Genomic DNA, 19,936 nt, shown 5'->3' on the forward strand with positions numbered 1-19,936 from the left:
CCTTCTTTTTTATTTTATTTTTACACAATATCACGTTAAAACATAAGTATGAACCCTTCTGCGAATGGGTGGATTAATAAGCATCTCCACAATCTAGAAAACAACGATTCTTTTTTTAAACAATCACCAGAGCAGTTTTACATCAAACTGCGTAGCACTGGATTTATATATGCTAATAATTTGAAAACGTTATCGGGTTTTATAAGTGATAAACTTAACTTTAGTAGTGAAGAAATAACAAAAATCAATATATTAGAGTCTTTAGTCTATATTTATGTTCATCAAAAGAAGCGTTTAATTCACCAAGCATTTTATGAGGATTTGCTTGGCTTTTATGCTACTATCAATGAAACTCCAAAAAGTTATTTCCATTTTTTAAAGTTTAAGACCAATCCAGCATCCCAAATCGAGGGCATTATCCAAGAGCGTATTCAAATAAATAATTCAGTTTTCAAAAAAAACTTAAGCAGATTAATTACCAATGCTCTTTTATTTGTTGATGTGTTGGCTTTTCAAGAATACCTTACCAACCCACAAAACACCAGCAACTATTATAAAAACTTTGAAAAATTAATCGCTGAAATAGTATATAATTCATTTAAAGCCAAAACCAATCCTAACAAATATGACCATTTAGTGCTAGAAACCTTAAAGAATTCATTTCGCTTTTTGGCACTAGACCTCAACCAAAAACAAAATTTTACTGGTCGCCTCACAGATGATTTTATAGAAAAGCTATATTTAATGGATATAGCCTGTGTAACGGTTTTTAATGATGAAGAAATTGATAACGATGAAAGAAGCTACCTATTTAAATTGGGGCACCAATTGAATTTAAGTGAACACAACACTAATAAAGCTTTAAATGCGATGCACGATTTTTTTAATTTATTTAGCGATAAAATAAGCTACTTTCAAGAGTCTAATGCCTTAAACAACTTATACCAAAATACAAACAGAATGGTAAAGCTGTTAGTATTAAGAAATAAAAGCAGAATTCTGCAAGAACTTACAGAGAGTAAAGAGTTAGTTGCTCTGCTAGGCAAATCTACTTATTCTGAACTAAGTTTAGCTGAACGCAAAAAAGTAAAAACTCAATTGTTAGATATTTGCAAAACGGTACCTTCTTTAGCTATATTTATTTTACCAGGAGGAAGCGTTTTATTACCCATTTTAATAAAGTTTATTCCGCAATTACTACCTTCAGCATTTAACGAAAATCGGATAGATAATTAATACAATAAAAACCATCACCTTGCATCATCAACAGCAAACCAATATTTTTTTTAAAACTCTGTTGAAAAATATGAGTTTAATTACTTTATTAAGTGTTTTTTTAATCCAATACCTGTTTCTCTACCATATTATAATCGATGAGAACAACAATTGGTTTACAGCAGTATTTTGTTTGGCTCTTTGCCTATTAATAGGCCTCGCCTACGCCTACTTTTTTCTAAGAAAATTAACCTTTATTCTAATGAGTTTTACCAATATCTTCGGATTGATGGGAGCGGCATTATTAACCAGTTTTCTCAATATAGAAATGGGTTTGGGAGCCGTAGTAAGCTCGGCTGGCTTAGGTAGTTTAATTAGTTTTATACCTACTAAATCAGTAAAAAATTTAGATCTAGACAACTTAAAATTGGCTATGTACTGTGGTTCGTTCATAGGTATGGGTAGCAACACTTTATCGCAAGACTACGTGTTTATTGCCCTAGCTTCTTTTATAAGCGGTTTGTATTTTTGCTTATCTGGCAATTGGCTAAATGGTTTTGGGGGAAAGCTCGGCACAATAGCCTTTACAGGGGTAGCCTACGCCCTTTTCATTAATTTTCTAACCACCTAAAAAATGCTAATACTTTATTTTATCACAAGTATTTTTGGCGCTTTACTGCCCTACTATTTAAGTCGCAAGCACCAACTAGACGTTATAAAAGCTTCGGCCCTACCCAGTTTGGCCGTAGGTCTTATTGCTCTTATAGCCGAAAATAGTTACAATGCCCCCATTGCCTATGAGCTCTCTTTGGTCTTTTATGGAGCAAGTTTTGTTGGCATGGTAAATTATCGTGTTTTACCTAAATATTATCAAGTCGCTTTATGCGGATTTATTTTTAGCATCTTATACCTAAATGCAAGTAGCTTTTTTAATGGTTTTGGTGGTGGGTTAGGTACAGCAGCTGCAATTACAACTATTGCCCTTTACGGATTAATTAAGATACCCGTTTTAAAGCGACTAGTGTTAAAAAGGGATAAATAATAATACTCTTTAATTTTTTACTGATTTAAAGGGTCTAATTATAAGACGGGCTGCCTTATCAAAAGAAATATAAGCGTAAACCCAGTTAAAAAAGGTAACAATTCGGTTCCTAAAACCTACTAAGAACCATAGGTGTACAAACATCCAGACAAACCAAGCAAAGAAACCACTAAAACTACCTTTCTTTAAATCTACAACCGCCTTATTTCTTCCTATTGTAGCCATGGTACCTTTATCTCTATATTTAAACGGAATAAGTGTTTTGGCTTTAACCAGATTCACTAAGTTGTTCGCCAAGTGCTCGCCCTGCTGTATGGCTGGTTGCGCTACCATAGGATGTCCATTTTCATACCCCTCTGCATTCATTTGAGCAATATCTCCTATAGCAAAAATAGATTCGTGGCCGTCAATTTGATTAAAATGATTTACCCTATAACGATTCCCTTTTACCAATACCTCTTCGCCTAAACCCTTTATTGGGTTACCCGTAACCCCTGCACTCCAAATTAAAGTATCTGTCTCAAAGCGCAACGAATTATTGGTGATAACTTGTTTGCCATCATAATCTTTAACTAAAGTCTCAAGGTGAATTTGAACCCCTAATTTTTCTAAAAAAGTTTGAGCATCTTTAGAAGCCTTTTTACTCATAGGAGGTAAAACACGATCTGCCCCTTCGAGCAAATGAATTTGCATCTCATCCATATTCATATCGGGGTAATCTTTAGGAATGACACTGCGTTTTAATTCTGCCAAAGCACCGCATAATTCTACACCTGTAGGACCGCCTCCAACAATAACAAAATTGAGCAAACTTTTTCTTTTCTCTAAGTTTGAAGTAATGATAGCTTGTTCAAGATTCTCTAAAATCAAACTACGAATATTAAGGGCCTGCGGTACCGTTTTCATAAACATTGCGTGTTTTGCTATGTTCTCGTTTCCAAAGTAATTGGTTTTAGAGCCCGTTGCAATAACCAAAAAATCATAATCAATACTACCAATGCTCGTTTTTAAAGTTTTATGTTGTGCATCTATAGTTTCTACTTGCGCCATTCTAAAATAAGTATTAGGTGTATTTATTATGGTTTTTCGTAGGGGATAGGCAATACTGTCTGGTTCTAGCCCAGAGGTTGAAACTTGGTATAGTAGGGGCTGAAAAGTATGGTAATTGTGCTTATCAAGCATTACTATTTGAAAATTCTTGGTTTTACTTAGCTTTTTTACCAAATGTAAACCGCCGAAACCACCGCCAACAACAACCACTCGAGGTAAATTAGTTTGAGGTACAATCATATTCTACAATTTACACAAATTTAAAGCATCCTAAAAATTAGAATGTTAGCGAATTTATAAATTAGTATTTTTATCTGTAACTTTTAGCCCATTAAACCGACTAATCAAAATAAAAAGCACCTGTGACCAAGGCTCAAGAAAAAGAATTTCTAAAGCAACTAGAAAAGCATCAAAATATAGTACATAAAGTATGTAAGATGTATACAAACGATGAAGCCTCACACAAAGATTTATTTCAAGAGATAAGCATACAGTTATGGAAGGCATACCCAAAATTTAGAGGAGATTCAAAGTTTACCACTTGGATGTATCGCGTTTCTCTAAACACGGCCATCACCCTTTATAGAAAGTCTAAAAAAATAATCGCTACTCAGGATATAGCCGAAATTAGTTTTAAAGTTAAAGCTGAGGAATATGACACAACGACCGAAGAAAATCTCAAGTTTATGTATGCCGCGATTAAAGAATTAAATGATATCGATAAAGCTTTAGTGCTGCTATACCTAGAAGGAAAAGATTATAAAGAGATCGCCGAAACCTTAGGGGTGAGTCAAGTCAATGCTCGTGTAAAAATGACACGTATTAAACGTAAATTAAAAAGTTTGCTAAGCAGCTAGAATGAAAGAATTAGAATTATTAAAAAAAGATTGGAAAAAGCAAGAAAAGGCTTTACCCCAGTATAAAATTGAGGAGCTTAGGCAAATGGTCTATAAAAGATCAAATAGCCTAATACGCACCATATTTATCATTAGTATTGTAGAGTTTTTATTGAGTTGCGCCCTAAGTATTTGGTTCGTTGATGATGAATACTGGCAATTGGTAACCCATCTGCATCTAAAAACGGTTACGCAAATTCTGCTAGTAGTAAGTTATACAATAACCCTATTTTTTATCTATTTATTTTACCATAATTATAAAAAAATCACCCCACAGGATAGTACCCGAGTTTTAATGAAGAAAATTTTACGTACCAGAATGACAGTACGTTATTATATTATATACATACTTATCTCAACTGGACTTAGTAGTATATTGTATTTTATCTTCAGCTTAAAATATCCCATGCCAGAAACAGATTTAAACCTTTCAGGAATTAACGGGCTTATTGTAATTGGAGTAGGAATTTTATTTATTGGGGTGGCATTATTACTGGTGTGGATTGTATATACCTTACTTTACGGAATTCTTTTACGTAAGCTAAAACGTAATTATGAGAATCTAAAGAAAATAGACTTATAAAAAAAATAAAATTGTAGCGCTTTGATAGCTAATCATATATAGCTTAATGCTCAAATTAGAAATTCTAATCTTTATGGTTTGCCGTGCCTAAACCCTATAAAAAAGCTACTATTTATTCCGTTTCTTTATAACTCCAACGCCTTTTTTCATTCAATTCTTCCTGTGCTTTGATTTCTTCTTCTGGAATAACTTTAAGAAAAGAAGGATCTTGCTCTATCGCCATTTGAATTTTTTGAATAATATCTTCTACAGAATCGTTTTCATAATCAAACGTTAATGGTTGCTTTATTACCATAGATTGCAAGATATTACGTTTTTTTATACGAATACCTTTTTTATCAAAAGACCGTCTAAACCCATCTATCACAATAGGCACTACAATGGGTTGGTATTTCCTAATAATATGAGCAGTACCTTTACGAATAGGTTTCCAAGGTTTTGTGGTACCTTGCGGAAAGGTAATTACCCATCCGTCATCAAGCGCTTTCCCGATATTGGTAATATCGCTCATTTTCACTTGGCGATTAATCTCTTTTCCTTTTGCGCGCCAAGTACGTTCTACAGATATCGATCCGGCGTAAGCCAAAACTCTAGCCAAGACTCCTGATTTCATTGTCTCTTTGGCAGCAATATAATAAAGATTAAGTTTTGGATTCCATAAGTAGCCTATGTTTTTTATGTTGTCTTCTCTTCCGCTTAAGCTAGCATTAAAAACATGAAACATAGCGACAACATCTGCAAAATATGTTTGATGGTTCGAAACAAAAAGCACCTTAGTGTCGGGCAACTGCCTTATAATTTCTGAGCCTTCAATCTGTAATTCATTGAAACCGCGATAACGGCTATGCGTTAAGGCACCCATTATACGGATAAGCCATTTTTTTAAAAATAATATATGTCCAAAAGGATTTTTCTTGAATAATCCCATAATGATTTCTCAATTTTACAAGGGGCAAATATACAAAAAGAAGTGTTTATAGACTCGCTTTAATCAACATCTTGAGCTCACTCAGCATCATTGCCGTAGCTCCCCAAACTATATGGTTGTTTAAACTATAAGCAGGAACCTGTTTATTTTTGGCATAACTGGTATGAATGGAAGCGTTTATTTGATTGTCTTCATTTAAGAAATCACTCAGTTTAACCTCGATAACATCTTCAACTTCGGTTTCTTGCTTTACAAATTGGGGTGTTTTATTTGTTATCCCTAAAAATGGGTACACCCAAAAATTAGAAGGCGGGATGTACAAATGACTTAAACGACTAATCACTTCAACATCTTTAGGAGAAACACCCAATTCTTCTTGGGTTTCGCGCAAGGCAGTCTCCTGTAGAGAAGAGTCATGAGGTTCTACTTGCCCACCAGGAAAGCCTACTTGTGCCGAGTGTACGCCCTTGTACGTTTTGCGTAAGATAAGTACCAAGTTGGTCTGGTTATTTTGATCGGGGTAAAACAATATTAATACAGCAGCTTCACGGTGGCTTTCTTTTTTTACGGGATATCTTTTCAATTCTTTTTCTCTAAAGTCTGGAATCATTTTAACGTGCGCCTCCCAACCCAATAATTCAATTTTATTTACTTTTGAAATTGAATCTTTAAAAATAGAAAATGTCATTACGTCTTATTTTTAGTTTCTTGATTTTATCTCTTTGTGCTTGTCAAAAAAATAAATCTACTTCGGTTGAACAAGATACGGAACAAATCCGTAAAGAAAAACGCGAACAGATTAAAAGAGATAGCTTGCTTAAAGCCGTCGAAATACCTAAAGGTGGAAATAATATCAGTGTAGATCTAGATCAAATTAAAACCTTATCACAAGAAGAGCTGAAACCATTTCTAAGAAAATACGGCTCAAATAATCCTGAAACACTGGTGAAAATTACTACAGAATTTGGTGATATTAAGGTAAATTTGTACGCCGACACCCCGTTGCACCGCGCTAACTTTATTCGTTTGGTTAAATTAGGATATTTTAATTCTAGTTTTTTTCATAGAGTGGCCCAGGGTTTTGTGGTTCAGGGAGGAAATAGCGATCTTCAAGAAACGCATAAGTTTAGGGCTAAGATTGGAAGTTATTTAATTCCTAACGAAATCAAAAAGAAGTATACCCACAAACGAGGTGCTTTTTCTGCTGCGAAATATAGTGAACAAAATGTAAGTAAAGCTTCCTCTCCTTTTGAATTTTTTATAGTACAAAGCCAACGTGGCGCACATCATTTAGATAAAGATCATACGGTTTTTGGCGAGGTGGTGGAAGGAATGCAGGTAGTCGATAAAATTGCTGCTGTACCAGTTGACCAAAGCGAATGGCCTATCAAAAACATTTTCATTAAGGCAGAGGTAATCCGTTAATCACTGGCTTCATCTGCTTGATATATAGAAGGCAATTGCAGTTTAAAAATCACGGCTAGTAAACGAACTACAATCACAACACTACCTGCGATTATAGCATTAAAACTTACCAATACCCCTATATAATTTAATGCAAAGTAAACAAGACCACCTGCTATGCATGCAGTTGCATAAATTTCTTTTCTAAAAATTATAGGGATTTCATTACATAAAATATCTCGAAGCACTCCACCAAAACAAGCACTTATGGTACCCACCGCTATACAAATAGGAGCCGGCAACTCTAGCATAATTGCTTTTTGCATACCTATTACGGTATAAAGACCTATACCAATAGTATCAAAGAGAAATAAAGAACGTCTAAAATATACCAATTTAGACCTAAATATAGCGGCAAAAAGCGTACTGGCTATAATTACATACAAATAAGTAAGGTTATGCATCCAGGCAATAGGCGCTTTAATTAGAATATCGCGCAGAGTCCCCCCTCCTACGGCCGTAATAAAGGCAATTATAAATATGCCAAACGCATCCATACGTTTTCTCATAGCTGTAAGCACCCCCGAAATTGCAAAAGCAATAGTACCCAAAATATCTAAATAAAGTTGAAAATCCATACTAACCCTGTGTAAAATATTGATAATCTTTAATTACTTGGGCTAGAAAAACACTAGGACTTTCATTAGGAGTAACCCCCATTAATTGTGCTGTTTTTTTGCTTAAAGCCTCTAAAACTTGATCTTGCATATTTACTTCGGCCGTTCGAAAGATTCGGCCAATTTCTTGCATCTGCTTATCGTTTAATAAACTCACCTCTGGATATTTCACTTCATGAGTGTCTGGCACATTATGATAAACTAATTGTTGTGCGTTTACTCGCTTTCGCTCTGAAATAACGGTAGTTTTTGCTGCCATATCTCCTAACCGTTGTCCTTTTTTATTTAACAAAAAACAAAAAATGGCAAGGCCACCACTGGTCAATGAAAAGTCGATTATTCGCAAAAGCCAACGAATTAGAAAATCTATAAACCTTGGTGCACTCCCATCTAATTTTACTACTTTTATGTGGGCAACCATTTTACCTAAAGATTGACCGTTATTGAAAGTTTCAAGTAGAAGGTGATACAGAAAAACAGGCAAGCCGATAACAGCCATATAGGCCCACATATAATCGAAGCCTATACCAATATAGCTTAGCAACAAGTAAGTAAGAATACCATAGGCTACAAGAATCAAGTAATCTATAAAATAGGCTAAGCACCGCTCTCCCAGATTGGCGAGATTTTGATTGATGGTTACATTTTGAGCGGTTTGAATTTGATAATTATCCATTAAATATGTTACTTTGAGACATAAAACAAATTATGCGAGAAGCGGCCTTCATAAAACAAAATAAAGACAAATGGTTAACATTTGAAAATGTTATTGATAATAAAGAGGTTATTTCTCCAGATGAACTTTCTGCCTTGTATATGGAGGTAACCGATCATCTGAGTTATGCGCAAACTTTTTACCCAAATAGTAACACACTAACCTATCTGAATGAGCTATCTATAAAAGCACATCAAAAAATATACAAGACAAAAAAAGAGTCTCGTGGTCGTATTTTTTCTTTTTATTTAAAAGAATTCCCTTTATCTTTTAAAAAGCACCACAGTAGTTTACTTTTTACATTTTTATTTTTTCTTATGTTTTGTCTAATTGGTGCATATTCAGCAGCTGAAGATGGTGCATTTGTACGCGCAGTTTTAGGAGATGCTTATGTGAATATGACTTTAGAAAATATAGAGAATGAAGACCCTATGGCAGTCTACAAAAAGATGAATGAAGTAGATATGTTTGTAGGAATCACCTTAAATAATATACGAGTGGGTTTAATGGCTTTTTCTTTAGGCATTTTATTAGGAATAGGCACTTTGTTTGTCTTGGCTCAGAATGCTCTAATGCTTGGTTCATTTCAATATTTCTTTTACGATAAGGGCCTTTTATGGGAGTCGGCTAGGACCATTTGGATACACGGTACCATAGAAATAGCCGTGATTATAATTGCCGGTTGTGCCGGACTGGTAGTTGGAAAAAGCATTTTATTTCCCAAAACTTACACCCGGCTACAATCGTTTATATTTGGAATTAAAGAAGGAGTTAAAATTGTTATTAGTACAATACCCTTTTTTATAATTGCCGGATTTTTAGAAGGCTTTGTAACCAGGCAAACCCAAATGCCAGATGCTTTGGCGCTATTCATAATTTTAGGCTCGCTTGCGCTTATTTTCTACTATTACATTATTTATCCCATTCAACTAAATAAAAAACAAAACAAAAATGCAAACAAAACCCGTTACCCAATTTAAAAAAAGCCGAGAAATTGGTGAAATACTAAGTGACACATTCTCTTTTGTACGTAACAACTTTAAATCACTTTTTAAGGCAATTTGGCAAATTTGTGGTCCATTTTTCATTTTACTCTTAGCCGTAACGGGGTATTATGTATACGAAGCTGGCGATTTTAGCCTAGGAGATCTTGCGAGTAATAGCACTACTGGAATGAGTCTTATAAATGCTAATGGCCTAACTGGAGGTCTTATTTTATCTGGACTTTTATTGCTGGTGAGTAGCTTGGTTTTCTATGCTTTCTTTACCGCCACTATCAACTATTATATCAAATCGTACATAGCCCACGATGGTCAAGTAGATCTAGACAATATTAAACAAAATGTGCATCAAAATTGGCTTAGCTTCTTGGGTATGCAGATTATTATCGGTTTAACAATATTTGTTGGTTTTATAGCTTGTATTATTCCAGGAATTTATTTAGCCGTACCACTATCGCTTATATTTTCTGTATATACTTTTCAAGAAAGAGAAATAGGAGAAGCTTTTAGTAGTTGTTTCTCTTTGATTAAAGACAATTGGTGGAATTCTTTTTTAGCCCTTTTTGTTATGGCCATTTTAGTCTATTTTATGAATTTTGTTTTCCAATTACCGCTTATCATTTATACCGTTGTAAAAACCCTATTGATTAACAAAACGGCAAGTATTAGTGATCCTACAACTTTGGTTGATACCGTTTATATCGCACTGAATTTAATAAGTAGTACAGCTCAATATCTTTTTTATGCTTTACAAATAATATGTGTGGTTTTTGTTTATTTTAATTTGAATGAGCGTAAGCACCAAACTGGAACCTTAGACAAAATCAATCAACTTTAAAATTTCTAAATGCCCTATAAACTAAAGCATTTATATCTCATATTAAGTATAATTATACTCACTAATATAGAAATCCGTGCAAACGAAAGATTTCTAACTAGTTATTCGTATAGTAAATCGCTAATTGTTTTAGCTCAAGGCGGAATTAATCAAAAAAACAAAAAATATGCAGTAATAGATAGTTTAAGACTTGAACAGTATAAAAAAGATAAATCTTTTGACTACAGCGAAAGTCAAGAAGATCTCGATGTATGGAGTAAAATTGAACGCTGGTTTAACGGACTTCTTATTCGCTTTTTTAAATGGTTATTTGGTGAGGAAAGTGCTCAAGGTATAATGGGTGTTTTGATTCGAATATATCCATTATTGATTGGGGGCGGCCTGTTGGGTCTTATCATTTGGTTGTTTTACAAATTAAATCCGGGAAAATACTGGTTTAAGGCCGAAAATAAATCTGAAATTATTTTTGAAAGTGAAGAGGAAATAATTAAAAGCAACACTATACTTAACCGAATTAAAGAGGCTATTCTAAATAAAAATTACAGACTAGCTACTCGCTACTATTACTTAAAAACTTTAAAAGAATTACAAGAAAGTAAATTAATTACCTACAGCCCAGATAAAACCAACGAAGACTATTTAATTTCTTTAAAACACAATAAAAACTTACACGCCCAATTTAAAGAAGTTACTCGCTTATATGATTATATCTGGTATGGAAACTTCAAAATAAATCTTGAGCAATTCCGTAAAGCTGAGGCTACTTTTAAGGCCATTTTAGAATATTTAAAACCACTAGAAGATGAAAAATAAAGATAAAACACTTCTGGTTAGTTTACTGGTTATACTAAGCGTTTTAATTTTTTTAGAAAGCACTAAAAAGCCACCTGTAAACTGGGCTTCAACCTTTTCTAAGTTAGATAAGATACCTTTTGGTACCTTTATAATTTACCACGAATTAAAGAATCAAGCTGATACGTTTGAAGAGGTCAATACTTCAGTATTTGAATTTTTACAAGCTAAAGAATCGAAACAAGAACAAATCATTTATATTGCCAATGGCTTACCATTTGAAAAAGCAGAAACCAATAAACTATTAAATTGGGTAGCAAAGGGCAATACTGCATTTTTAAGCGCTTATAATTTTGGTAAGGGTTTTTTAGACACTTTAGATTTAAAAATAAAAAGTGAAATAAAATCAGATGGTATTCTACACTATCCTCGCTACGAAACTACCAAGCAGCAAGATATTAAAAGTTTTGCCCAATTTAATCGGGATTCCCCTATTCGGTATTTTTCAAAACCCGATTCATTAACTTATAAAGTATTAGGAAAAGCCTACTATGAAAGTCAGGAATCCAAACGGTTTGTAAATTTTATAGCTATAAAGCATGAAAAAGGTAAGTTGCTCATTCATTTAGCACCCCAAGTTTTTACCAACTATTTTTTATTGAATAAAAAAGAAAACCTTCACTATACCAATTCGATTCTAACACATTTAAATTTAAAAAATAAGCTTTATTGGGATAACCACTATTCTACAAACAAAACCATTGCTAACACTTCTTTACTCTACGTGTTTTTAGAAAATAAACATTTAAAGTGGAGCTATTATTTTATACTATTAGGTCTTATATTATTTGTTATTTTTAAAGGTAAACGTACACAAAGAAGTATACCTATTTTACCAGTTTTATCCAATCAAACCTATGATTATACAAAAACCATTGCAGGTATATATTTAGAAAAGCAAGAACATCAGCAAATTGTAAGAAAACAAATCAATTTCTTCTACTCTTGGTTACGAGAAGAATTGCACATTATCTTCAAAGCCGTAGATAGCCCAAATCTAGAGCAGATGGCGGCCAAAACAGGCACCAGTATGGAAGAATGTCAACATTTAATTAATCGTTTAAACATCTATAAAAATCAAAGTGTATGCAGCGCAGGGGAACTCGAAAAAGTATACAAACTAATCTATTATTTTAAATTGAATTATCATGGAAGAGAACAAAAGCATAGAGAATAAAGCATTAGATTTCAATTCGCGTATACCGCTTGAAGATTTAAATGATTCGGTAAAAGCAATTAAAACTCAACTTAATCAAGTAATCGTTGGTCAAGAAGATTTTATTGAGCTATTAATTGTTGGTTTATTAGCCAATGGGCATATTTTAATTGAAGGTGTACCTGGTATTGCAAAAACTATTACCGCTAAATTATTCGCCAGAACAATAAATACTAATTTCAGTCGAATTCAGTTTACTCCAGATTTAATGCCTAGTGATGTACTGGGTACCTCAATTTTAAATGCCAAGCGCGATGCTTTTGAGTTTAAACAAGGGCCCATTTTTTCAAATATCGTACTAATTGATGAAATTAATAGAGCACCTGCTAAAACCCAGGCCGCCCTTTTTGAGGTTATGGAGGAGAGACAGGTAAGTATGGATGGTAACGTGTATGAATTAACACATCCGTTCATGGTTTTAGCTACTCAAAATCCTGTAGAACAAGAAGGAACCTACGCATTACCTGAGGCACAATTAGATCGGTTTTTATTCAAAATAAAGGTAGATTACCCTAGTTTAGAAGACGAAATCAAGATTATTGAAAGCCATCATATCCGCAAAGAAAAACTGCCAGAAACGCTTATTAAACCAGTACTTAATCCTCAGGTTTTAAGCAATTTAAAAACACAACTACAGGAAATAAAACTTGAGACAAAAATTATTAAATATATCGCTGAAATTGTTCACAAGACGCGCAGCCATAGTCATTTGTTTTTAGGGGCATCTCCTAGAGCATCATTAGCCATTATGCAAGCTTCAAAGGCTTTAGCGGCCATTCAAAACCGAGATTTTGTAATGCCCGAAGATGTAAAACGTGTTTTAGAGCCTGTGCTAGGACATCGTATAATTTTAATGCCAGAACGAGAAATGGAAGGGCTTTCTCCCAAGCATGTAATAGACATGATTGTACAATCAACAGAAATACCCAGGTAAATGCGTGAGTTCTTTGGCGCTTTGTATTTAAGCAACCGCTTTTTTTATATTATTATTTGTTTGGTCTTCTGCTTTTTTATAAGCTATTGGATTAGCATTCTGTATCCTATAACCTGGTTATTCACTTTAGCTTTTTTCTTGATTGTATTAACTGATGGGTTATTGCATTATCAAGGTCATAATTCTATTGAAGCTAAAAGACTACTTAGCGATAAATTGTCAAATGGCGACATAAATAAAGTGCAGATAAAAATAAAAAGTCTTTACAGTTTTAAAATAAATATATCGGTTATAGATGAGATACCCTTTCAGTTTCAGAAAAGAGACTTTTATGAACAAGTAGAAATCGGCCCCAAAGAACACGTTTTTTTAAATTATAGTTTATTACCAACGCAAAGAGGTGTGTATAAATTTGGAGCTATAAATATTTTTGTAGTTAGTCCTATTGGCTTAATCAAAAAAAGATTTCGGTTCGCCCAAAATCAAACGGTTAAGGTCTACCCCTCTATTCAACAGATGAAAAAATATGATTTTATTGCGTTACAAAGTAAGTATGCCCATTTAGGACTTAAAAAAATTAGGCGTATTGGTCATACCCTTGAATTTGAACAAATAAAGGAATATGTAATTGGTGACGATATTCGAAGTATTAATTGGAAAGCTACTGCCAAGCAAGAACAAATAATGGTAAACCAATACCAGGATGAAAAATCACAGCCTATTTATTGTGTCATAGATACAAGTCGAGTGATGAAAATGCCTTTTAGTGGTTTACAATTACTTGACTATGCCATAAACAGCAGCTTAGCCTTAAGTAATATTGCACTCAAGAAAAAGGATAAAGTTGGTTTAATTACCTATGAAGATAAGGTTAAGATTAGCTTACCTGCAAAAAAAACTAAACAGCAGTTACAGCAAATTTTAGAACGATTATATGGGATAAACACCAATTTTCGTGATAGTGATTTTAGTGCACTTTACGCACACGTGTCTAAAAAAATAAGTCAGCGTAGTTTATTGCTATTGTATACTAATTTTGAACATATTTCTGCATTAGAACGACAACTGCCCTATTTAAAAGCATTAAACAAAAAGCACGTTTTGGTAGTTATCTTCTTTAATAATACAGAACTTGAGAAGTTTAAAGAATACAGAGCTTCCAACTTAGGAGAAATTTATGAACAAACCATTGCTGCTCAATTTGTTCAAGAGAAAAAGCAAATGCAAATTGAATTAAGCAAGCACGGGATTCAATGTATTTTAACTAATCCAAAGAACTTAAACATTAATACCATCAACAAGTATTTAGAAATCAAAGCCAAACATTTGTTATAAAAATAACAGAAACTACATCTATAAGAGTTAAAAATATTAAATTTGTTATTTATAGATTTTTTTTATAGATTTTGACTAGTAAACTAATATACTTGCTATGACAATTACCCAACTTCATTATGTTTTGGCAGTAGCCGAACATAAAAATTTCACTAAAGCGGCACAAAAAGTTTTTGTGACGCAGCCTACTTTAAGTATGCAGATTCAAAAATTAGAAGAAGAACTCGAAGTTCAAATATTTGACCGTAGCAAGAAACCCATTGAGCTAACCGAAGTGGGAAAAAAAATCGTTCAACAAGCTAGAAATATTGTCAATGAAAGTGATCGTATTCAAGATATTGTAGATCAGCAAAAAGGTTTTATAGGCGGTGAATTTAGGCTTGGTGTTATTCCTACAGTTACCCCAACGCTATTGCCTATGTTTTTAAAGACTTTTACAAAAAAATACAGTAAATTAAAATTAAAAATTGAAGAATTACACACATCGGCTATAATAAAGAAATTAAAAGATGGCCATTTAGATGCAGCAATTGCAGCCACCCCCCTAGAGCAAGAAAATATAATCGAACGTGTTTTATATTACGAACCGTTTGTGGCTTATGCACCCAAAGATCATAAAATACATGAACACGAAAATATTTTAGCCAATCAATTAGATATAGATGACGTTTTATTACTCGAAGACGGTCATTGTTTTAAAGAAAGTGTTTTAAATCTGTGCAAAACTTCACAACGAAATGATCTGAAAAACTACCAACTACAAAGCGGGAGTTTCGAAACTTTAATCAGTCTAGCCAATGAAGGCTTAGGAATGACGCTAATTCCCTACCTGCATAGTTTAAAACTTCGTGAATCTGAAAAAGATAATCTAAAAATGTTTAAAGAACCCGTTCCCGTAAGAGCCATTAGCTTAATTTACTATAAAAGTGAATTAAAAATGCAAATAATTGATGCTTTACAACAAGTAATAAGTGGTATCATTAAAGGAGCAATACAATTTCAAGATGTTAAGATTATTAGTCCCATACATAAAAAATAAACTGTAATAAATTGCTTTTCTAGGCAATCTATTACAGTTTATTCCAACCTACTAATCTAAGTAGATTAAAGATTGTTTTAATTCTGGTTTTTGCAAGGCGATGCGCAAAATAAAATTTCTTAGCTCCTCTATTTCATGAGGTAATAATCTAGAAACAGCTTTTTGTACTTCTTTACAAAAAAGCACCGGATCAAAGCTAACCTTATTCAAGATCATTTTTGTATAATCAAACATGGATTTAGACATGATATAACTTTTTAAAGACAAGTAAAAATATCATCAATAGGCTTGATTGTTTAGAGATTTAAATTAAAGATAAACAAATTATCCCAAAACCACTAGCCAATGCAAGAATTTATTTTAATTTAAAAGTCCACTCAAATTCGAAGTTAGCCACCAAATCTCCCTCTTCATCATAACCATTGGCCGTTAGAATGCACGTACAAATAGATTTTTTTGTATTTAATTCTAACAAACTATGGCCTATTTTATCACCATCAAGGCAACTAAACTTTATTTTACCTACCGCTTTCTTAAAATATTTTGATTTCATACCTAGAACTAGCATGCTAACTTTTAATTCTTTTTCTTCTAGCTGTTTTAATATTAATGCACCTGTGCTCAATTCTGCCGCCATTGCTTGAACGGCAAAATACATCGACTTAAATGGATTTTGATTTCGCCAACTATACCGCACATAGGTTTCACAAGTTTTAGAGGTGAGCGTGGTCACTCGAACCCCAGACCACCAAGCGGCAGGCAACTTAAAAAATGTATAAAAGTTAATTTTTTTAGAGGTAAGCATCATTTTCTTTTGTCGAAAATAGTGAAATATCTCCTAATTAATCCTTTAACTAAATGTTAATTTTACTACCTTGTATTGCAAACTACTATCTTTTATATATATATTTGCATTGCATCAAACATGAAATTTTAATGAGAATAAGAGATTTAGATTATGAAAATTGAAAACACCAAGGCCCAAATGCGCAAAGGGGTTCTTGAATACTGCATTTTATCCATTTTAAAAGAAAGAGATTCTTACGTAGCAGAAATTCTAGAAAACCTAAAAACAGCACAACTAATTGTAGTAGAGGGTACAATTTACCCATTACTCAATCGGTTAAAAAATGCCGATTTGTTAACCTATCGCTGGGAGGAGTCGACGGGTGGCCCTCCAAGAAAATATTACATTCTTACAACAAAAGGAGCTGTATTTCTCGAAGAATTAGCCTCTACTTGGGATAACCTACAAAAAGCGGTAAATACAATTACAAACAAAAACAATAGCCATGAATAAAACCATCAACATAAACTTAGGCGGAATCTTATTTCATATCGACGAGCCTGCTTACTTAATCTTAAAAAACTATCTCGATAATATAAGAAGTTCTTTTAAAAACACTCCTGGATGTGAAGAAATAATGAGTGATATTGAAAACCGTATCGCTGAATTACTTATCGAAAATCAAAAGTCAAATGGTCAAATAATTAGTGTTGATGATATTGAAAAAATTATCAAGATTATGGGGCAACCTGAAGATTACAAAATTGAATCTGAAGAACACCAACAACCAACTCAATCTACCAAAAAACCTATAAAAAAATTGTTTAGAGACACCATAAACGGATACGTAGGGGGTATTTGTTCAGGACTTGAGCATTACTTTAAAATAGATGCTATTTGGTTCAGATTACTTTTCATTGCACTGGCCATAGCTTCTTTTGGTACTGTGGTCTTGGTTTATATTGCATTATGGATTTTTATTCCCGAGGCTAAATCGGCTACACAACGTTTACATATGATTGGTGAACAGGTAAACATAAGCAACATTGAAAAACAAGTGAAAGAAAAATTTCATCAGGTCTCTGATAAACTAAAGGATGTTGATTACAAGAACTTAAGTACTAAAGCGCGAAGAAAAAGCAGTCTTTTTTTTGAAAAGCTTAGCTTAGGTATAAAAAATACTTTTAGAATTTTAGTCCAAATACTAGGGTACATTTTAATAACCCTTACTAGTTTAGGATTAATTGCATTAACTTTTACCCTTATTAGTTTTTTGGCCTTTGGGTTTCAAGATGCACAATGGTTCTCCTATATTGAAATGGTCGATATTGGTCTCCCCTTCTGGATTGCCGGCTTAACACTTTACATAATAATTGCAATCCCTTTAATTGTTCTACTCCTATTAGGAATAAAAATATGCCGAAAACAAGATACAAATGTTAGTAAAACAACAAAATATGGTTTATTATTACTTTGGGTAATAGCAATTTTCACGGCAGTTTTTTTAGGGCTTAGACAGATAAGCAAGCAAGTTATTAGTCAAGAGTACATAACAACTAAAAACTTAAATCTTAAACCTTCAGATACTTTGTATCTCACCATGAAAGGTCATCCCTTTTTAACTGAAAGCATCCAACGTAAGCGCGGTTTAGAAATAAAAACAAATAATGAAGGTGATCGCTTTATCTTTTCTAAAGACATTAACCTAATCGTTAAAAAGTCCCATGACAGTCTACCGAAAGTAAAAATTCTAAAAAAAGCAAATGCGACAAATCACTTAAAAGCAATTGAAAAAGCAAAAGCCATACATTACAATTTAAGCCTAAGCGAAAAACAATTGTACCTAGACAGCTTCTTCACCACAGAACTAGCCGAAAAACACGCACAACAAAAAATAGAAGTGCATCTTTTAATACCAGAAAATATGGTTTTGTTTGCAGATAAATCTACTAAAAGCTTTCATCTAAATCCTACTTGGAAAAATGATTTATTGCAATCTGGAGAAGAAGAAAAATTTTTAAGATTAATTGATAACCAATTAATATGCTTGAATTGTGATAAGAATATTAAAAATTTAAATAACAATTTGAAAGATTCCATAACCAATCCAAACCTAAATAACTAAAAATTATAAAATATTATTTACATCGCCCTCATCCTAGGTCTCTCTTTATGCAATTCATGTGATTTCAAAACCGGAGTGACGGGAGAGGGTGCAGTGGATGAAAAAACTATTGAATTAAAAAAAGATTTTAAAAGCCTAAAGCTTGCCAATGGCTGGAAGATTATTTTAAAAAAAGCGGATAAAAACGCAATTAAAATTATATCCAACCAAAATTTAATTGACCTGCTCATCTACAAATTTGAGGAAAATAGCCTAAAAATAGTTGCTAAAAATAATATTGGTCGTACCGACAAAAAAGAGATCACCATCTTCCACAATAAATAATTAGGGAAAATTGAAACAGGTAGCGGGGTAAAATTATCCTTTAATCCTAGTTCCATAAATAATACTAAATTAAACCTTTCCTTAGCTAGCGGATCCTTAAAGCCCAAATTAAAACAGATGGTTTAAACCTGGGATTAAGTAGTGGTGCAAATGCCAACCTAAATGGAAGCGCAACTTTCTTAAATTGCATTGCGAGTAGCAGTTCAAATGGCAACGCAAAGAAATTAAATACCAAAACAGCTAAAATAGAAGCAAGCTCAACAGCAAATATCCGTATACAAGTAGATAACAGTTTAGAAGCAAAAGCTTCAAATGGGGGAAATATAACTGCCACCAATTGAAATACATCACTAACATTATATAAATTAAAAATCTGCTGATGCAGATTTTTTTTATGCAATAAAACTTTTTAAGTGTAATAATCAGCCAGCTTATTAATTATTAGTGATTCTTGATTATGGCGTTCCCTTTTTATTAAAAAAGGTCGGGCTATCGCTACTCGCTTTGCGGGCATAGGCCTCGCAAGAGCTTAAACAGGCCGCTCTAACCCTAACGCAAGTTGGTATTCTCATCATATTACTTAGTGGCTATTGATAAGATACAACACCGCGGACCAAAACAACCAACTTATGCTTCTATTTAGCCGTGTTTCCTACTATTTTGGATGCTAGCAAAAAAATGATTCATATCTCCTGGCTAACGAATTATCCCTTTTGCCTAAGTGGTTTTTAAGTGCTTTAAAAAAAAGGAGGCGACATATTCAATAACCAGCTTTAAGTACAAGCCTATAAGTTGCAGCAAGAAAAGCAGTAGATAGGAACTCCTAAAACTTAAAACAATTTGGGAACTACCCACTCTTATAAACAAAAAAAGCACCTATCTTTCGATAAGTGCTTTCAAAAAAAGGCGGCGACATACTCTCCCACAAAATAGCAGTACCATCTGCGCTAACGAGCTTAACTTCTCTGTTCGGAA

General features: G+C 33.3%; 24 protein-coding genes. 17 read left to right on the forward strand and 7 right to left on the reverse strand.

Going from position 1 to position 19,936, the window contains the following annotated elements:
• Window positions 1–48 precede the first annotated feature (48 nt).
• The 3 genes from FT993_RS12125 to FT993_RS12135 all read left to right on the forward strand — a co-directional run bounded on the left by FT993_RS12125 (window position 49) and on the right by FT993_RS12135 (window position 2,257).
• Window positions 49–1,236, forward strand: coding sequence for an LETM1-related biofilm-associated protein (locus FT993_RS12125; RefSeq protein WP_147862826.1), 1,188 nt, complete (start codon window positions 49–51; stop codon window positions 1,234–1,236).
• A 70-nt stretch (window positions 1,237–1,306) separates the two neighbouring features.
• A complete protein-coding gene (locus FT993_RS12130; RefSeq protein WP_147862827.1) occupies window positions 1,307–1,846 on the forward strand; it encodes a hypothetical protein in 540 nt (179 codons plus the stop codon).
• Between the two features lie 3 nt (window positions 1,847–1,849).
• Window positions 1,850–2,257, forward strand: a complete 408-nt coding sequence (locus FT993_RS12135) for a hypothetical protein (RefSeq protein WP_147862828.1) — start codon at window positions 1,850–1,852, stop codon at window positions 2,255–2,257.
• Between the two features lie 9 nt (window positions 2,258–2,266).
• Here the strand turns inward: FT993_RS12135 and FT993_RS12140 are convergent, their stop codons facing one another.
• Window positions 2,267–3,547 carry an NAD(P)/FAD-dependent oxidoreductase gene (locus FT993_RS12140; protein ID WP_147862829.1) on the reverse strand — a complete coding sequence of 427 codons (1,281 nt, stop codon included), beginning with the start codon at window positions 3,545–3,547 and terminating at the stop codon, window positions 2,267–2,269.
• A gap of 122 nt (window positions 3,548–3,669) precedes the next feature.
• Between FT993_RS12140 and FT993_RS12145 the strand changes: the two genes are divergently transcribed.
• Both FT993_RS12145 and FT993_RS12150 read left to right on the forward strand, forming a co-directional pair.
• Window positions 3,670–4,164 (forward strand): RNA polymerase sigma factor, encoded by a 495-nt coding sequence (locus FT993_RS12145; RefSeq protein WP_147862830.1) that lies wholly within the window; start codon window positions 3,670–3,672, stop codon window positions 4,162–4,164.
• Window position 4,165: 1 nt separating this feature from the next.
• Entirely contained in the window at window positions 4,166–4,786 is a 621-nt protein-coding gene (locus FT993_RS12150) for a hypothetical protein (RefSeq protein WP_147862831.1), read from the forward strand.
• 112 nt (window positions 4,787–4,898) lie between these two features.
• Here FT993_RS12150 and FT993_RS12155 read toward each other — a convergent pair whose 3' ends face one another.
• Both FT993_RS12155 and FT993_RS12160 read right to left on the reverse strand, forming a co-directional pair.
• Window positions 4,899–5,714, reverse strand: a complete 816-nt coding sequence (locus FT993_RS12155; RefSeq protein WP_147862832.1) for a 1-acyl-sn-glycerol-3-phosphate acyltransferase — start codon at window positions 5,712–5,714, stop codon at window positions 4,899–4,901.
• A 46-nt stretch (window positions 5,715–5,760) separates the two neighbouring features.
• Complete coding sequence (locus FT993_RS12160) at window positions 5,761–6,402, reverse strand: CoA pyrophosphatase (protein ID WP_147862833.1); 642 nt, start codon at window positions 6,400–6,402, stop codon at window positions 5,761–5,763.
• On the opposite strand from FT993_RS12160, the gene FT993_RS12165 reads away from it, so the two are divergent.
• Window positions 6,396–7,139 carry a peptidylprolyl isomerase gene (locus FT993_RS12165; RefSeq protein ID WP_147862834.1) on the forward strand — a complete coding sequence of 248 codons (744 nt, stop codon included), beginning with the start codon at window positions 6,396–6,398 and terminating at the stop codon, window positions 7,137–7,139. The two genes, FT993_RS12160 and FT993_RS12165, sit on opposite strands and share 7 nt — an antisense overlap.
• On the opposite strand, the gene FT993_RS12170 is transcribed toward FT993_RS12165, so the two are convergent.
• Both FT993_RS12170 and FT993_RS12175 read right to left on the reverse strand, forming a co-directional pair.
• Window positions 7,136–7,756 (reverse strand): trimeric intracellular cation channel family protein, encoded by a 621-nt coding sequence (locus tag FT993_RS12170; RefSeq protein WP_147862835.1) that lies wholly within the window; start codon window positions 7,754–7,756, stop codon window positions 7,136–7,138. The two genes, FT993_RS12165 and FT993_RS12170, sit on opposite strands and share 4 nt — an antisense overlap.
• Before the next feature lies 1 nt (window position 7,757).
• Window positions 7,758–8,471 (reverse strand): RDD family protein, encoded by a 714-nt coding sequence (locus tag FT993_RS12175; protein ID WP_147862836.1) that lies wholly within the window; start codon window positions 8,469–8,471, stop codon window positions 7,758–7,760.
• A 32-nt stretch (window positions 8,472–8,503) separates the two neighbouring features.
• Here FT993_RS12175 and FT993_RS12180 point away from each other — a divergent pair, with 32 nt between their 5' ends.
• From FT993_RS12180 to FT993_RS12210, 7 genes are all read left to right on the forward strand, one after another.
• Window positions 8,504–9,490, forward strand: a complete 987-nt coding sequence (locus FT993_RS12180; protein ID WP_147862837.1) for a stage II sporulation protein M — start codon at window positions 8,504–8,506, stop codon at window positions 9,488–9,490.
• Complete coding sequence (locus FT993_RS12185) at window positions 9,462–10,349, forward strand: hypothetical protein (protein ID WP_147862838.1); 888 nt, start codon at window positions 9,462–9,464, stop codon at window positions 10,347–10,349. Before FT993_RS12180 ends, FT993_RS12185 begins: the two co-directional genes overlap by 29 nt.
• Window positions 10,350–10,358: 9 nt before the next feature.
• Window positions 10,359–11,162: a DUF4129 domain-containing protein gene (locus FT993_RS12190; protein WP_147862839.1), complete on the forward strand. Its 804-nt coding sequence runs from the start codon at window positions 10,359–10,361 to the stop codon at window positions 11,160–11,162.
• Complete coding sequence (locus FT993_RS12195; RefSeq protein WP_147862840.1) at window positions 11,152–12,378, forward strand: DUF4350 domain-containing protein; 1,227 nt, start codon at window positions 11,152–11,154, stop codon at window positions 12,376–12,378. Before FT993_RS12190 ends, FT993_RS12195 begins: the two co-directional genes overlap by 11 nt.
• Entirely contained in the window at window positions 12,350–13,351 is a 1,002-nt protein-coding gene (locus tag FT993_RS12200; protein ID WP_147862841.1) for a MoxR family ATPase, read from the forward strand. Before FT993_RS12195 ends, FT993_RS12200 begins: the two co-directional genes overlap by 29 nt.
• Window positions 13,352–13,489: 138 nt before the next feature.
• Window positions 13,490–14,686, forward strand: coding sequence for a DUF58 domain-containing protein (locus FT993_RS12205; RefSeq protein WP_255504505.1), 1,197 nt, complete (start codon window positions 13,490–13,492; stop codon window positions 14,684–14,686).
• 97 nt (window positions 14,687–14,783) lie between these two features.
• On the forward strand, window positions 14,784–15,725 hold the full coding sequence (locus tag FT993_RS12210) for a LysR substrate-binding domain-containing protein (protein WP_147862843.1): 942 nt from the start codon (window positions 14,784–14,786) through the stop codon (window positions 15,723–15,725).
• Window positions 15,726–15,776: 51 nt separating this feature from the next.
• Here FT993_RS12210 and FT993_RS12215 read toward each other — a convergent pair whose 3' ends face one another.
• A complete protein-coding gene (locus FT993_RS12215) occupies window positions 15,777–15,971 on the reverse strand; it encodes a hypothetical protein (protein WP_147862844.1) in 195 nt (64 codons plus the stop codon).
• 109 nt (window positions 15,972–16,080) lie between these two features.
• The gene (locus tag FT993_RS12220) at window positions 16,081–16,533 is read right to left on the reverse strand and encodes a DUF4442 domain-containing protein (protein WP_147862845.1); all 453 of its coding nucleotides are present in this window, start codon (window positions 16,531–16,533) and stop codon (window positions 16,081–16,083) included.
• A gap of 150 nt (window positions 16,534–16,683) precedes the next feature.
• Here FT993_RS12220 and FT993_RS12225 point away from each other — a divergent pair, with 150 nt between their 5' ends.
• From FT993_RS12225 to FT993_RS12620, 4 genes are all read left to right on the forward strand, one after another.
• On the forward strand, window positions 16,684–17,025 hold the full coding sequence (locus FT993_RS12225) for a PadR family transcriptional regulator (RefSeq protein ID WP_147862846.1): 342 nt from the start codon (window positions 16,684–16,686) through the stop codon (window positions 17,023–17,025).
• Entirely contained in the window at window positions 17,018–18,637 is a 1,620-nt protein-coding gene (locus tag FT993_RS12230) for a PspC domain-containing protein (protein WP_147862847.1), read from the forward strand. The genes FT993_RS12225 and FT993_RS12230 overlap by 8 nt, the downstream gene beginning before the upstream one ends.
• A gap of 93 nt (window positions 18,638–18,730) precedes the next feature.
• Window positions 18,731–18,961, forward strand: a complete 231-nt coding sequence (locus tag FT993_RS12235) for a GIN domain-containing protein (protein ID WP_147862848.1) — start codon at window positions 18,731–18,733, stop codon at window positions 18,959–18,961.
• A gap of 128 nt (window positions 18,962–19,089) precedes the next feature.
• Complete coding sequence (locus tag FT993_RS12620) at window positions 19,090–19,302, forward strand: GIN domain-containing protein (RefSeq protein ID WP_370450903.1); 213 nt, start codon at window positions 19,090–19,092, stop codon at window positions 19,300–19,302.
• The last annotated feature ends 634 nt before the right edge of the window (window positions 19,303–19,936 follow it).

The sequence above is a fragment of the Mesonia sp. HuA40 genome, assembly GCF_008017835.1.
In the GTDB taxonomy this organism is placed as follows: Bacteria; Bacteroidota; Bacteroidia; order Flavobacteriales; family Flavobacteriaceae; genus Mesonia.

What these genes read in the sequence shown, in the direction of transcription:
- FT993_RS12155 (WP_147862832.1), bottom strand. Translation starts at nt 5,714, where the DNA reads ATGGGATTATTCAAGAAAAATCCTTTTGGACATATATTATTTTTAAAA.
- FT993_RS12190 (WP_147862839.1), top strand. Translation starts at nt 10,359, where the DNA reads ATGCCCTATAAACTAAAGCATTTATATCTCATATTAAGTATAATTATA.
- FT993_RS12135 (WP_147862828.1), top strand. Translation starts at nt 1,850, where the DNA reads ATGCTAATACTTTATTTTATCACAAGTATTTTTGGCGCTTTACTGCCC.
- FT993_RS12225 (WP_147862846.1), top strand. Translation starts at nt 16,684, where the DNA reads ATGAAAATTGAAAACACCAAGGCCCAAATGCGCAAAGGGGTTCTTGAA.
- FT993_RS12170 (WP_147862835.1), bottom strand. Translation starts at nt 7,756, where the DNA reads ATGGATTTTCAACTTTATTTAGATATTTTGGGTACTATTGCTTTTGCA.
- FT993_RS12140 (WP_147862829.1), bottom strand. Translation starts at nt 3,547, where the DNA reads ATGATTGTACCTCAAACTAATTTACCTCGAGTGGTTGTTGTTGGCGGT.
- FT993_RS12215 (WP_147862844.1), bottom strand. Translation starts at nt 15,971, where the DNA reads ATGTCTAAATCCATGTTTGATTATACAAAAATGATCTTGAATAAGGTT.
- FT993_RS12210 (WP_147862843.1), top strand. Translation starts at nt 14,784, where the DNA reads ATGACAATTACCCAACTTCATTATGTTTTGGCAGTAGCCGAACATAAA.
- FT993_RS12175 (WP_147862836.1), bottom strand. Translation starts at nt 8,471, where the DNA reads ATGGATAATTATCAAATTCAAACCGCTCAAAATGTAACCATCAATCAA.
- FT993_RS12230 (WP_147862847.1), top strand. Translation starts at nt 17,018, where the DNA reads ATGAATAAAACCATCAACATAAACTTAGGCGGAATCTTATTTCATATC.
- FT993_RS12195 (WP_147862840.1), top strand. Translation starts at nt 11,152, where the DNA reads ATGAAAAATAAAGATAAAACACTTCTGGTTAGTTTACTGGTTATACTA.
- FT993_RS12160 (WP_147862833.1), bottom strand. Translation starts at nt 6,402, where the DNA reads ATGACATTTTCTATTTTTAAAGATTCAATTTCAAAAGTAAATAAAATT.
- FT993_RS12125 (WP_147862826.1), top strand. Translation starts at nt 49, where the DNA reads ATGAACCCTTCTGCGAATGGGTGGATTAATAAGCATCTCCACAATCTA.
- FT993_RS12180 (WP_147862837.1), top strand. Translation starts at nt 8,504, where the DNA reads ATGCGAGAAGCGGCCTTCATAAAACAAAATAAAGACAAATGGTTAACA.
- FT993_RS12130 (WP_147862827.1), top strand. Translation starts at nt 1,307, where the DNA reads ATGAGTTTAATTACTTTATTAAGTGTTTTTTTAATCCAATACCTGTTT.
- FT993_RS12165 (WP_147862834.1), top strand. Translation starts at nt 6,396, where the DNA reads ATGTCATTACGTCTTATTTTTAGTTTCTTGATTTTATCTCTTTGTGCT.
- FT993_RS12185 (WP_147862838.1), top strand. Translation starts at nt 9,462, where the DNA reads ATGCAAACAAAACCCGTTACCCAATTTAAAAAAAGCCGAGAAATTGGT.
- FT993_RS12200 (WP_147862841.1), top strand. Translation starts at nt 12,350, where the DNA reads ATGGAAGAGAACAAAAGCATAGAGAATAAAGCATTAGATTTCAATTCG.
- FT993_RS12150 (WP_147862831.1), top strand. Translation starts at nt 4,166, where the DNA reads ATGAAAGAATTAGAATTATTAAAAAAAGATTGGAAAAAGCAAGAAAAG.
- FT993_RS12220 (WP_147862845.1), bottom strand. Translation starts at nt 16,533, where the DNA reads ATGATGCTTACCTCTAAAAAAATTAACTTTTATACATTTTTTAAGTTG.